Origin of the sequence: Mycobacterium asiaticum (assembly GCF_001668675.1) — a bacterium.
GTDB classification, from domain to species: Bacteria; Actinomycetota; Actinomycetes; order Mycobacteriales; family Mycobacteriaceae; genus Mycobacterium; species Mycobacterium asiaticum_D.
The window spans coordinates 1-12,148 of sequence record NZ_LZKQ01000295.1; the positions used below are offsets into that span (position 1 = coordinate 1).

Genomic DNA, 12,148 nt, shown 5'->3' on the forward strand with positions numbered 1-12,148 from the left:
GCCGCCTCACCGCCGCGGAAACCGAACACCGCCTGATTGGGATCACCGGCGATCAGAGCGACGTCGGCGCCGGATGCCAGCACCCGGATCAGTTGCGCCGCCTGCGGATCGAGTTGTTGAGCGTCGTCGACCAGGAGCACCCGGCCCCGGGCCCGCTCGGCGGCGAGCAGTTCAGGATCGACCGCCAGCGCCTCCAATGCCGCCCCGACCAGTTCGGCGGCGGCCAACGCCGGGGCGGTCGCCTGCGGGGCCGCCGTGCCGACCGCCGCGCGCAGCAACATCACCTGCTCGTACTGTCGGGCGAAGCGTCCAGCCGCCGCCCAGTCCGGGCGGTCACAGCGGCGACCCAGGCGCTCCAGCTCCTGTGGGTCAATTCCGCGTTCGGCACAGCGCGCCAACAGGTTTCGCAGCTCGTTGGCGAATCCCGCGGTGCTCAGCGCCGGCAGCAAGTGCGCCGGCCAGCACGATCCGGCGGCCGGTCCGTCCGCCAGATCACCGGCCAGCAGTTCCCGGATGATCGCGTCGTGCTCGGCGCCGGTGAGCAGGCGTGGCGGTGGGTCACCGGCGCGTTCGGCCGACCGGCGAAGCACCGCATAGGCATAGCTGTGCAGGGTGCGCACCAACGGCTCACGCACCGCGGACCGACCGCCACTCGAACGCAGCAAAGCCGTGGTCAATGCGCTGCGCTGCCGCATGCCGATGCGGCCCGAACCCGTGAGCAGCAGAACCGATTCCGGATCCGCACCCGCGGCGATGCGACCGACCGCGGCCTCGACGAGCAGGCTGCTCTTACCGGTCCCCGGGCCGCCCAGGATACGCACGACCCCACCCAGACCGGGTTGCAGAACCTTCTCCGCCTCGGCGCCCCAGGTCATCGACATACCGGGCATGCAACCACGCACCTCTGACAAGTTGCCTTGACCAGCGCGATGGCATGATCGACCCCGTGACAGCCGCCCTACACGTGCACCACTTCGGTCCACCCGGCCCACCGCAAGTGCTGGCGCTGCACGGGCTGACCGGCCACGGCCAGCGCTGGCAGCACTTCGCCGACTACGTGCCCGAAATCGCCCTCGCGGCACCCGATCTGATCGGGCATGGCCGGTCCACCTGGGCCGCACCATGGACCATCGAGTCGAACGTGTCGGCACTGAGTGCACTGCTCGAGGACGAGGCACAGGCACCGGTGCACGTCGTGGGCCATTCCTTCGGCGGCGCGCTCGGGCTGCACCTGGCCGCCGCCCGTCCCGATCTGGTGGCGTCGTTGTTGTTGCTGGACCCCGCCATCGGGCTGGACGGGGGCTGGATGGCGCAGATCGCCGAGGCGATGTTCGCCAACCCGGACTATCCCGACCGCGCCGAGGCCCGACAGGAGAAGGCGGCGGGCTCCTGGGCCGACGTCGACCCTGCGGCGTTGGACGCGGATCTGGATGAGCATCTGATCGCGCTGCCCAACGGGCGATACGGGTGGCGCATCAGTTTGCCCGCGATGATGTCGTATTGGAGCGAGCTGGCCCGGGAGATCGTGCTGCCGCCCGCCGGGGTGCCGACCACACTGGTGCGGGCCAAGTGGACCTCGCCGCCCTACGTCGGGGAGCGGCTGATCACCGGTCTGCGGGATCGGCTGGGCGACGATTTCGAACTGCTCGACTACGAGTGCGATCACATGGTGCCGCACGCCAAGCCCGACGACGTCGCCGCCCTGATTCGCAAGCGATGCCAATGGCGCAGGTGACCGACGAGCAGATCGAGCGGGTCCGCTCGCTGGTCGCAGCCATCCCGGCCGGCAGGGTGTCGACGTACGGCGACATCGCCGCGGTGGCAGGGCTTTCCAGCCCGCGCATCGTCGGCTGGATCATGCGCACCGATTCCGCCGACCTGCCCTGGCACCGGGTCATCACCGCATCGGGCCGACCGGCCCAACACCTCACGTCCCGGCAGTTGGAACTGCTGCGCGCCGAAGGAGTGCTGGCCAGCGACGGCAGAATCGCGCTCGACGAAGTTCGCTACGAGTTCGGGCCGAACGACTAGAGGATCAGCCGTACCAGCGCCGCGGTGCGGGCCAGACCGGGAAACGCCTCGGCCGTGGACCTCGGGTGAAGCGCGTGCACCGCCAAGCGGAACATCAACGCGCGCAACAACATCTGTGACCATTCGGGCAACGCGTTCCACCGCTCGATGAGGCCGTCGTCTGCCTCCCCCCAGGACAGGGCGTCGACGACGACCACCCCCGCCGCCCAGGATGCAGGCCGCCAGTATGGCGTGATGTCGGTGATGCCCGGCGGTGCCGTGCCCGCGAAAAGCACCGTGCCGTAGAGATCGCCGTGCACCAGCTGATTGGGGCTGCGGGTTGGTTTGCGCAGTGTCGCAAGCTGATTGATCAACTCGACCGACCGCTCGGCATCCGCGGTGGCAGGCGCGGTGCGCGCCCCGGGCGGGATCGACTGCAGCGGCCGCTCCTCCCAGGCGGCACGGTCTGCCGCGATGAATACGTCGACGTCACCCCAGGGCGCGGTGGGTCCTTGCGTAAGGAACCGCGGCCGCTCCAGCTTGCCGGTGGCCTCGTGCAGGCGCACCGCGGCCGAGACGACCTCGTCGTGTCGAGGTTCGGGTGCGCCGGCCACGAACGTGTCTGCCCGCCAGCCCGACACCACGTACCGGCCGTCGGTCGACCGGACCGGCCGGGCTAGGCGCACGCCGTCGACGAACAAAGTTTCTCGGACCCGGGCCGACCAGGTGGCGCGCGCGTTGTCGGCCACCATCGACAGCACCACTTCGCCGCATCGCCAGCCGCCTTCCCAGGCGGCGCCGAGCGGGGCGGGTTGCACACCGGTCAAACCAAACGCCGCCAGCACGTGCTCGGGCGGCGGCTCGACAGTCACGGGGACCAGCCTAGTAGAGCTGATTTGCGCATCAGCACGACGCGCTGACGCGTACGACAATCGAGATATGCGGCCCAGGGTGTCACCGCCCCGTCCCGGTGGCGCAGGTCAGCGGCAGCAGTTCGGGTCCAGTGCAACGCACAAGGCCTGCAGCGCGTCCGCGCGGACTCGATGAAACACGTTCATGCCCCTACGATCCGAGACCACCAGGCCGGCCTTGCGGAGCTGAGTCAGGTGATGACTGATCGTCGATTCGCTCAAATTCAGCACTGCCGCCAAGTCCCCCGAGATCTCTTCACCGGCAGGCGAGCCGAACAGGTAGGACACGAGCTTGACGCGCACTGGGTCGGCCAGAGCCTTCAGGCGCACCGCAACCTGCAACGCGTCCTCGTCGCTCAAGGGGCCCGATGCCAATGGGGCGCAACACACGGGCGCGGTCGTGTCGATCATTGGCAATGCTTTAGGCACGACGCGATTTTGACACAGAGTTTGACATATATCAAAAAGGTGGCATGCTGAGGTGCATTACTTCGATATATGTCTCACAAGTTAGGGCTTCCGGTGTCACGCATACAGCTCGCGCTCAACGTCGATGATCTAGACGCAGCGATCGTGTTTTACTCCAAGCTTTTCCGGACCGAACCCGCCAAAGTCAAACCCGGATACGCCAACTTCGCCGTCTCGGATCCCCCATTGAAACTGGTGCTGCTCGAGAATCCCGGTCGTGGCGGCACCGTCAATCACCTGGGCGTCGAGGTCGGCTCCAGCGAGGCGGTGCACGACGAGATCGCCCGCCTGACTTCTGCAGGCATGTTCACCGAGGAGGAAATCGGTACAACGTGCTGCTTTGCGAAACAAGACAAGGTTTGGGTGACCGGACCCGGCAATGAGCGCTGGGAGGTCTACACGGTGTTGGCGGACTCGGACACCTTCGACGCGGGCAAGGGCACCGACGACGGCGGCGCCGTGTGCTGTGCCGACACCGCGCAAGCGGTATGACAGACACCGTATGACAGACACCGAGACGGAATTACGGAGGATCAGTACAGCACCATGTCGGGCTGCATTTGCTTGGCCCAGGCGGTTATTCCCCCCTGCAGGTGCACCGCATCAGAGAACCCGGCCCGCTTGACCGCGGCCAGCGCCTCGGCCGAGCGCACGCCGGTCTTGCAGTACAGGACCGCGGTCCGGTCGTGCGGCAACTTCGCCAGCGCTTCCCCGGAAGTGAACAGCCCCTTCGGGATCAGCTGGGCGCCCTCGATGTGCACGATGTCCCACTCGGCCTGCTCCCGGACGTCGATCAAGACCGGCGGGTTGCCCGATTCCAGCATGGCCCGCAGTTCCCGCGGGGTGATGGCAGACCCGGCCGGCCGGTCGTCGTCAGGCACCACACCGCAGAAGTCGTCGTAGTCGACGAGTTCGGTGATTTGGGGCGTCGACGGGTCCTTGCGGATCCCGATCGTGCGGTAACTCATCTCGAGAGCGTCATAGATCATCAACCGGCCCAGCAGCGAATCGCCGAGCCCGGTGATCAGCTTGATGGCTTCAGTACCCATCACCGAGGCGACCGACGCGCAGATGATGCCCAGCACACCGCCTTCGGCACACGACGGCACCAACCCCGGCGGCGGCGGCTCGGGATACAGGTCGCGGTAATTGAGGCCCCGGCCATCGGGGGCGTCCTCCCAGAACACCGAGATTTGGCCCTCGAAGCGGAAGATCGATCCCCACACGTACGGCTTGCCGGCCAGCACCGCCGCGTCGTTGACCAGATAACGGGTGGCGAAATTGTCGGTGCCATCCAGAATCAGGTCGTAACCGGAGAACAACTCCACCGCGTTGTCGGGCCCGAGCCGAACTTCATGCAGACGCACCTCGACCAGCGGGTTGATCGCCGCGATCGAATCACGGGCCGACTGCGCCTTGGGCCGCCCGATATCGGCGACACCATGAATGATCTGGCGCTGCAGGTTGGACTCATCAACGACGTCGAAATCGACGATCCCGAGCGTGCCAACACCCGCGGCGGCCAGGTACAACAACGTCGGCGCCCCCAGCCCACCGGCGCCGATCACCAATACCCGCGCATTCTTCAGCCGCTGCTGCCCGTCCAGACCCAGCTCCGGAAGGATGAGGTGGCGACTGTAGCGGGCCACTTCTTCGCGCGTGAGCGAGGCCGCAGGCGCGACCAGCGGCGGCAGCGATGGTGTCACAACACGAGGTTAGGCGATCCGGTACACCCGCGAGCAGACGCTCAAGCCCCCGTTTCGGCACGAAACCGGGGGCTTGAGCGTCTGCTCGCCCTAAGCGATCGGGTACGGCCAGGGGTTGAACCGGCAGATCTTGCCGTCCGCCTTGACCTGGTCGGGGTCGAACTTGGCGCCATCGTCGTTGGCGGTGGAGAACGTCTGCTGCATCATCACCGGCGCCAGGCCCCCTTGCTGATCGCAAGGTTCATGGCGCACATACCCGATGGCGTGGCCGACCTCGTGGTTGACCACGTACTGACGGTAGGAGCCGACATCACCTTCGAACGGTACGGCGCCGCGGATCCAGCGTGCCTCGTTGACGAACACCCGCGCCTGCCGGTCCGCCCCGAACGCCGGGTTGTAGCAAGACGTTTCGAGACGGAATTCGTAGCCGCAGCCCTCCCGCACACTCACCGGCGACACCAGGGAGAGGCGGAAATCCGGCTTGACACCAGTGGTGCCGTCGATGCGGATGAAGGCGAACTGCGGGTTGTGCGTCCAGCCCTTCGGGTTGGCCAGCGTCTGGTCGACCATCTGGGCGAAGGCGCTGTCGCCGCCGTAATTGACCGGGTCCAGGCCGTTCTCGATCTCGATGGTGTACCGGAACACCTTGCCGGTGCCCTGACCGATCTGCGGCGTCCCGCCCGGGATCACCCGGTAGGTCTTTTCGCCGGCCTCGGTAAACGGTCCGCCGTCGGGCAGCGTTCCGGCCGGCAGGTTCGCATCGAACGCGACGAGGCCCCGGGGCGGGGTGTCGATGATCGACGTGCCCACCGCCCCGATGGTGGGCGGGTCCTTGTGGATCGAGTGCGCGGCCGGCTTGGGCGTGCTGGCCCCGGTCACCGTCTGGTAAGCCACCACCAACGTCAGCACCGTGAGCAGCGGCAGCGCGTAAGCCCGCCAGCCGTACGTCGACACGAACCGTCCCAGCCACGATTGCTTGCGCCACTGGCGCGGCCGATCACGATCAGCCCGCGCCCGTCCCGCGCTCTGCCCGAGCGGATCACGCTGGGCCCGCAGCGGTTCCCGCCAGTCGTCACGCAGCACCGGTGACCGGCCGGTGCCGTGCGAAGGGCGCGGAGATGTCATTTTTCCAGGATCGCACAGCGACTCGGGCCAGCCAGCCCTGGCGCGCCCGAAAAACGCGATACCAGCAGTTCGGACCGGATAACAGCCCTTTGCCAGCCCCAGGTAGTAATGTCATGGCGATCGAAAGCGCGGCCGCGGGGATGACAACTGGCCGCGAAACCGCAGCGATCAGATTGAGGACCGATGAGCGATCTTGCCAAGGCGGCGCAGCGACGTGCCGTCCGATCGCCCGCCGGTGTGCGCCCGATCGAAGGAGCGCCGCCCTCGAACCGACGCGGCAACCGGTTGCCCCGCGATGAGCGTCGCGGCCAGCTGCTGGTGGTCGCCAGTGACGTCTTCGTCGAGAGCGGCTACCACGCCGCGGGAATGGACGAGATCGCCGACCGGGCCGGCGTCAGCAAACCCGTTCTCTACCAGCACTTTTCCAGCAAGTTAGAGCTCTATCTGGCGGTGCTGAACCGGCATGTCGAAAACCTGGTGAGCGGCGTGCAGCAGGCCCTGGGCCGCACCACCGACAACCGGCAGCGGCTGCACTCCGCGGTGCAAGCGTTCTTCGACTTCATCGAGCACGACAGCCAGGGCTACCGGCTGATCTTCGAGAACGATTACGTCACCGAACCCGAGGTCGCCGCGCAGGTGCGGGTGGCCACCGAATCCTGCATCGACGCGGTCTTCGCGCTGATTGCCGAGGATTCGGGGCTGGATCCGCACCGGGCGCGAATGATCGCGGTCGGGCTGGTCGGCATGAGCGTCGACAGCGCCCGGTACTGGCTGGACTCCGATCGCCCGATCTCGAAGTCAGACGCCGTCGAAGGCACCGTGCAGTTCGCCTGGGGCGGCCTGTCGCACGTGCCGCTCGCCCGTAACTAACCCGTCAGGCGCGGGCGGCGGTTTCCGCGCCGATCCCGAAGCCGACCCGGCGCGCGTCGGCGGCGCCGATCTCGACGTAGGCGATCTTGGCGGCGCTGACCAGGTAACGGCGCCCGCGCTCGTCGGTCAGACTCAACAGGCCTGCGTCCTCACGAAGCGCGGCGGCGACGAGTTCTTCCACTTCACTCGGTGTCTGCGAACTGGAAAACACCAGCTCGCGCGCACTCTGGGTGATACCGATCTTGACCTCCACGGGGCCCCTTCCGTTGGTGTTCCGTCGCAGGCGTCTGTAGCAGCAGGCTAGTGGAAGCCGACCCGCCGCACTGCGCCCTGCCCCCAGAGGCCACTTCGCGGTTAGCGAACGAACCCATCACGATTCGGTGTAACCCTTGCGCGTGACCGGAAGCGGCCGATCCGCGTCATTACCATCGGCATCATCAGTACCACACGTAACACCCTCTACGACGGCGTCCGGGAGTTCGAGGACTACCCGGACGATGACGCATACGCGGACGACGGCTATGCGGACGACGGCTACGACGGCTGGGATGACACCGACGAATGGGCCTGGCCGGCGGATCGCCGCTGGCGCCCGGTCGCGCTGTTCGTCGGCGCACTCATCGCGATCGGCGCGATCGCGACCGCGGTGATCATCAACAGCGGCGACAGCGCCACCACCAAGGCGACCGTGCTGCCGCCCCGCCCGGCGATGACCCCGACCATGTCGACCACGCCGTCGGCCACGCCCAGGACCAGTCAGCCCAGCATGTCGCCGTCCGCCACGGCGCCCAGCACAACCCCCGGCGTCACGCGGCCGCTGCCGCCGGAAACCGTCACGACGCTGACACCGGGCAACGCGCCCACTCGCCTCCCCACCGCGGCACCTGCGCCAACGGCCGCTCCCCCGGGCGCGGCGCTGAGCCCGCGGACCGTGGTCTACAGCGTCACCGGGACAAAGCAGCTCTTCGACCTGGTCAACATCGCCTACACCGATGCCCGGGGCTTCCCGGTCACCGAGTTCAACGTCGCGCTGCCGTGGACCAAAGTGGTGGTGCTCAACCCGGGCGTGCAGACCGAATCGGTGATCGCCACGAGCCTGCTCAGCCAGCTGAACTGCTCGATCGTCAACGGACAGGGTCAGCTGGTCAAAGCGTCCACCAACAACACATCGCTGGCGACCTGCACCCGCTAGATCAGCCCAGACCCAGTTCGCGCATGCGCTGGTTGTGGGTCTCCTGCAGCCGATCGAAGAACGTACTGATCTGGCCGAGCCCGCCGGTGCCGGAGACCACCAGATCGACCAGCTCGTCATGATCGGCGAGCAGGAACTGGGCCTGCGTGATCGCCTCGCCGAGCAGCCGACGAGCCCACAAGGCCAGCCGGCTGCGCTGCTTGCCACTGGCCGTGACGGCGGCACGCACCTCGGCGACGACGAACTGCGAGTGCCCGGTCTCCGACAACGCCTCCCGCACCACGTCTGCCACCTCGTCGGGCAGCCCGCCGGCGATCTCCAGGTACAGGTCGGCGGCCAGCGCGTCGGCGACGTAGGTCTTGACCAGGGCTTCCAGCCAGGTGCTGGGCATGGTCAGCCGGTGGTAATTCTCCAGCGCCGACACGTACTTCGACATGGCCGAGACGACGTCCACGCCGCGACTTTCCAACGCGTCGCGCAGCAGCTCATAGTGGCCCATCTCGGCGGCGGCGATGCTGGCCATCGAGATCCGGCCCCGCAGGTCCGGTGCCATCCGCGCCTCGTCGGTCAACCGGTAGAAAGCGGCCACCTCGCCATAGGCGAGCAAAGCGAAGAATTCGTTGATGCCGGGATGATCCGCCGGTAGCCGTGGCCTGGGCGAATCCGCCTCCTGGTCGGCTGCTGCGTCGGCGGATGAGGGCCCGGACGAGGGCGAAGTCATGGCAACACTGTAGTAGGCAAGCGAGGAAGCAACCGGTGCCCGCCGACGACCAGCTATGATGGGCAACGGTAGTGGCTGAATCTGTGCTGCCACCGCCGAAGAAATGTGCGTGCACGCTAGGCCCGCCCCCCGCCCTAGGGAAGCGGCAGCAGGCCTCGGCGACGTAATCGGAGTCGGACACCGTGCGCGCGAGAACCGCGACACAGAAGTACCGACGCAATTTCGACTACGTCACCATTGAAAGGCCCACCCCCCGCGTATGACCGCACTCAAAAGCACCACTGGATTGACCTTTGCCAGCCTCGGCGTCCGCGACGAGATTGTTCGCGCCCTGGCCGAGAAGGGCATCGAGACTCCGTTTGCTATCCAAGAACTCACCCTGCCCCTCGCGCTCGCCGGCGAGGACGTGATCGGCCAGGCCCGCACCGGCATGGGCAAGACCTTCGGGTTCGGGGTGCCGCTGCTGCAGCGCATCACCTCCGAGACCGCGACGCGGCCGCTGACCGGCGCCCCGCGGGCCCTGATCGTGGTGCCCACCCGCGAGCTGTGCCTGCAGGTCACCGGCGACCTGGCCACCGCGGCCAAGTACCTCACCGCTGACCAGGAAGACGGCGGGCAACGTCCGCTGTCGGTGATCTCCATCTACGGCGGCCGGGCCTACGAGCCGCAGATCGACGCGCTGCACAAGGGCGTCGACGTCGTCGTGGGCACCCCGGGCCGGTTGCTCGACCTCTGCCAGCAGGGACACCTGCAGCTGGGCGGATTGTCGGTGCTGGTACTCGACGAAGCCGACGAGATGCTGGACCTGGGCTTCCTGCCGGACATCGAACGCATCCTGCGGCAGATCCCCGCCGACCGTCAGTCGATGCTGTTCTCGGCGACCATGCCCGACCCGATCATCACGCTCGCCCGTACCTTCATGGTCCAGCCCACCCACATCCGTGCCGAGGCGCCGCACTCGCTGGCCGTGCATGACACCACCAAGCAGTTCGTCTACCGCGCCCACGCGCTGGACAAGGTGGAACTCGTCAGCCGGATCCTGCAGGCCGAGGGCCGCGGCGCGACGATGATCTTCACGCGCACCAAGCGCACCGCCCAGAAGGTGGCCGACGACCTGAACGAGCGCGGCTTCGCCGTCGGCGCAGTGCACGGTGACCTCGGGCAGATCGCCCGCGAGAAGGCGCTCAAAGCGTTTCGCGCCGGCGAGGTGAACGTGCTGGTCGCCACCGACGTCGCCGCCCGCGGCATCGACATCGACGACATCACCCACGTCATCAACTACCAGTGCCCCGAGGACGAGAAGATGTACGTCCACCGCATCGGACGCACCGGCCGCGCCGGGCGCACCGGCATCGCGGTCACGCTGGTCGACTGGGACGAACTGGAACGCTGGGCGATGATCGACAAGGCACTGGGTCTGGGCTCGCCGGATCCGTCCGAAACCTACTCCAGCTCGCCGCACCTCTACGAAGAGCTGTCCATCCCGGCCGAAGCAACCGGCAACGTCGGGGCGCCCCGTAAGGCTCCGGCCAAGCGGCGCGAAGCCAGCAGCGGCACCAGCAGCAGCGGCGGCGCCACCGAGCGCGCCGCACGACGTAGCAAGCCACGCAAGCGCACCCGCGGCGGCAAGCCCGTCACCGGGCATCCCGCCGGCGCGGCGGTGGCCAGTGACGGCGCCCCCGAGGCGGGGACGGCCGCTAACTCCGGTTCCGGTCCCGCGGCCGGCAACGGCACGCGCCGTCGCCGGCGTCGTCGCAAGCCGGCCGAGGCTGCCGCGCCGGCCAACTGAGCGGCCATACTCATCGAATGGTCCGACCCGAACGCCGCACCAAGGCCGACATCGTGGCCGCCGCGACGATCGCGGTCGTTGTCGCGGTCGTGGCGGCTCTGATCTGGTGGACCAGCGACTCCCGGGCCACCATCAGCCGGCCCGCGGCGTCCCCCGCGCCCGTCCCCATTCAGGCTCGTGACGTTCCGGCCGAGCTGCACCAGCTGTGGACGGCCCCGAGCCCGGGCACCCGGGTTCCAGTCGCGGTGGGCGGGACGGTCACGACGGCCGTGGGCCGCGAGGTGCAGGGACGCGACCCGGGCACCGGCCAGGTGTTGTGGAGTTACTCGCGGGACACCGATCTGTGCGGTGTGACGTGGGTTTACCGCTACACCGTCGCCGTCTATCGGGACGGCCGCGGCTGCGGTCAGGTCAGCACCATCGACGGCTCTACCGGACGGCGCGGGCCCTCCCGCAGCAGCTACGCCGACCCGCAGGTGCGCCTGTCCACCGACGGCACGACCGTATTGTCGGCCGGCAACACCCGGCTGGAGATGTGGCGTTCGGACATGGTCCGGATGATGGCCTACGGCGAGACCGACGCCCGGGTCAAACCGGTCAACCGTGGCCTGCACTCGGGCTGCAAGCTGGAATCGGCCGCCGCCAGTTCGTCGGCGGTGGCGGTGCTCGAGACGTGCGCGAACCAGGCCGACCTGCGACTGATCCTGCTGCGTCCGGGGAAGGAGGACGACGAACCTCAGCAACAGGCGGTCCAGGAGGGCGGGGTGCGGCCCGGCACCGGGGCCCGGGTCCTGGCGGTGGCGCAGAGCAGGACCGCGGTGTACCTGCCCACCCCGAAGCCACGCGTCGATGTGGTCGACGAGACCGGCACGACGGTGTCCAGCACGCTGTTGCCCGGGCCGCCGTCCGAATCGGGCGTTGTGTCCCAGAGCGGAAGCCTGGTCACCTGGTGGACCGGCGACTCGCTGCTGGTGTTCGACGCGAGCACCCTGAACCAGCGCTACACCATCGCCGCAGGCGAGACCGCGGCGCCGCTGGGCCCCGGGGTGATGATGGCCGGCCAGTTGCTGGTGCCGGTGACCAATGCGATCGGGGTGTACGACCCGGTCAGCGGCGAATCCAGCCGGTTCATCCCGGTGCAGCGGCAGCCCAGCAGTTCGCCGGTGATCCCGGTGGTGGCGGGTTCGCGGGTGATCGAGCAGCGCGGCGACACCGTGGTAGCCCTTGGCTGACTAGGTTGCGTAGGTTGCGTAGGTTGCGCGAGCAGCCCGCCCCCCCCCCCCCCCCCCCCCGCGGGGGGGGGGGGGGGCGGGGGGGGCCGCAACAACAACGGGTAACCGCGGCGCCGGGCCCCGG

Annotated in this window: 14 protein-coding genes; 7 read left to right on the forward strand and 7 right to left on the reverse strand. The window is 68.2% G+C overall.

The features are described 5' to 3' along the window. Window positions 1–881 (reverse strand): UvrD-helicase domain-containing protein (locus tag A9X01_RS24500; protein ID WP_155772264.1); only part of this gene is annotated, 881 nt, incomplete at its 3' end. A gap of 65 nt (window positions 882–946) precedes the next feature. Between A9X01_RS24500 and A9X01_RS24505 the strand changes: the two genes are divergently transcribed. Next, the gene (locus tag A9X01_RS24505; RefSeq protein WP_065123215.1) at window positions 947–1,735 is read left to right on the forward strand and encodes an alpha/beta fold hydrolase; all 789 of its coding nucleotides are present in this window, start codon (window positions 947–949) and stop codon (window positions 1,733–1,735) included. Further along, window positions 1,723–2,031: an MGMT family protein gene (locus A9X01_RS24510; RefSeq protein ID WP_065123206.1), complete on the forward strand. Its 309-nt coding sequence runs from the start codon at window positions 1,723–1,725 to the stop codon at window positions 2,029–2,031. Before A9X01_RS24505 ends, A9X01_RS24510 begins: the two co-directional genes overlap by 13 nt. Here the strand turns inward: A9X01_RS24510 and A9X01_RS24515 are convergent. Then, window positions 2,028–2,882, reverse strand: a complete 855-nt coding sequence (locus tag A9X01_RS24515) for a TIGR02569 family protein (RefSeq protein ID WP_065123207.1) — start codon at window positions 2,880–2,882, stop codon at window positions 2,028–2,030. The two genes, A9X01_RS24510 and A9X01_RS24515, sit on opposite strands and share 4 nt — an antisense overlap. Window positions 2,883–2,990: 108 nt before the next feature. Next, the gene (locus A9X01_RS24520) at window positions 2,991–3,350 is read right to left on the reverse strand and encodes an Rv2640c family ArsR-like transcriptional regulator (protein WP_065123208.1); all 360 of its coding nucleotides are present in this window, start codon (window positions 3,348–3,350) and stop codon (window positions 2,991–2,993) included. Window positions 3,351–3,443: 93 nt separating this feature from the next. Between A9X01_RS24520 and A9X01_RS24525 the strand changes: the two genes are divergently transcribed. Further along, window positions 3,444–3,881, forward strand: a complete 438-nt coding sequence (locus A9X01_RS24525; protein WP_065123209.1) for an ArsI/CadI family heavy metal resistance metalloenzyme — start codon at window positions 3,444–3,446, stop codon at window positions 3,879–3,881. 41 nt (window positions 3,882–3,922) lie between these two features. Here A9X01_RS24525 and moeZ read toward each other — a convergent pair whose 3' ends face one another. Both moeZ and A9X01_RS24535 read right to left on the reverse strand, forming a co-directional pair. Further along, complete coding sequence (gene moeZ, locus A9X01_RS24530) at window positions 3,923–5,095, reverse strand: adenylyltransferase/sulfurtransferase MoeZ (RefSeq protein WP_065123210.1); 1,173 nt, start codon at window positions 5,093–5,095, stop codon at window positions 3,923–3,925. Window positions 5,096–5,185: 90 nt separating this feature from the next. After that, entirely contained in the window at window positions 5,186–6,220 is a 1,035-nt protein-coding gene (locus A9X01_RS24535) for a DUF3152 domain-containing protein (RefSeq protein ID WP_065123211.1), read from the reverse strand. Between the two features lie 183 nt (window positions 6,221–6,403). Between A9X01_RS24535 and fasR the strand changes: the two genes are divergently transcribed. Continuing rightward, a complete protein-coding gene (gene fasR / locus A9X01_RS24540) occupies window positions 6,404–7,090 on the forward strand; it encodes an HTH-type transcriptional activator FasR (RefSeq protein WP_065035325.1) in 687 nt (228 codons plus the stop codon). A 4-nt stretch (window positions 7,091–7,094) separates the two neighbouring features. Here fasR and A9X01_RS24545 read toward each other — a convergent pair whose 3' ends face one another. Continuing rightward, window positions 7,095–7,343, reverse strand: coding sequence for a DUF3107 domain-containing protein (locus A9X01_RS24545; protein ID WP_036353382.1), 249 nt, complete (start codon window positions 7,341–7,343; stop codon window positions 7,095–7,097). 183 nt (window positions 7,344–7,526) lie between these two features. On the opposite strand from A9X01_RS24545, the gene A9X01_RS29540 reads away from it, so the two are divergent. Further along, window positions 7,527–8,282, forward strand: a complete 756-nt coding sequence (locus tag A9X01_RS29540; RefSeq protein WP_081282618.1) for an MmpS family transport accessory protein — start codon at window positions 7,527–7,529, stop codon at window positions 8,280–8,282. 1 nt (window position 8,283) lies between these two features. Here A9X01_RS29540 and A9X01_RS24560 read toward each other — a convergent pair whose 3' ends face one another. Beyond that, complete coding sequence (locus A9X01_RS24560; protein ID WP_065123212.1) at window positions 8,284–9,003, reverse strand: ferritin-like fold-containing protein; 720 nt, start codon at window positions 9,001–9,003, stop codon at window positions 8,284–8,286. Between the two features lie 259 nt (window positions 9,004–9,262). Between A9X01_RS24560 and A9X01_RS24565 the strand changes: the two genes are divergently transcribed. Further along, a complete protein-coding gene (locus A9X01_RS24565) occupies window positions 9,263–10,792 on the forward strand; it encodes a DEAD/DEAH box helicase (protein WP_065123213.1) in 1,530 nt (509 codons plus the stop codon). Between the two features lie 17 nt (window positions 10,793–10,809). After that, window positions 10,810–12,024, forward strand: coding sequence for an Rv3212 family protein (locus A9X01_RS24570; RefSeq protein ID WP_065123214.1), 1,215 nt, complete (start codon window positions 10,810–10,812; stop codon window positions 12,022–12,024). Window positions 12,025–12,148: the final 124 nt, after the last annotated feature.

Bases quoted from the DNA above. Each gene is read 5' to 3' on its own strand.
- A9X01_RS24535 (WP_065123211.1), bottom strand. From the start codon at position 6,220: ATGACATCTCCGCGCCCTTCGCACGGCACCGGCCGGTCACCGGTGCTG.
- A9X01_RS24565 (WP_065123213.1), top strand. From the start codon at position 9,263: ATGACCGCACTCAAAAGCACCACTGGATTGACCTTTGCCAGCCTCGGC.
- A9X01_RS24510 (WP_065123206.1), top strand. From the start codon at position 1,723: ATGGCGCAGGTGACCGACGAGCAGATCGAGCGGGTCCGCTCGCTGGTC.
- A9X01_RS24570 (WP_065123214.1), top strand. From the start codon at position 10,810: ATGGTCCGACCCGAACGCCGCACCAAGGCCGACATCGTGGCCGCCGCG.
- A9X01_RS24560 (WP_065123212.1), bottom strand. From the start codon at position 9,003: ATGACTTCGCCCTCGTCCGGGCCCTCATCCGCCGACGCAGCAGCCGAC.
- fasR (WP_065035325.1), top strand. From the start codon at position 6,404: ATGAGCGATCTTGCCAAGGCGGCGCAGCGACGTGCCGTCCGATCGCCC.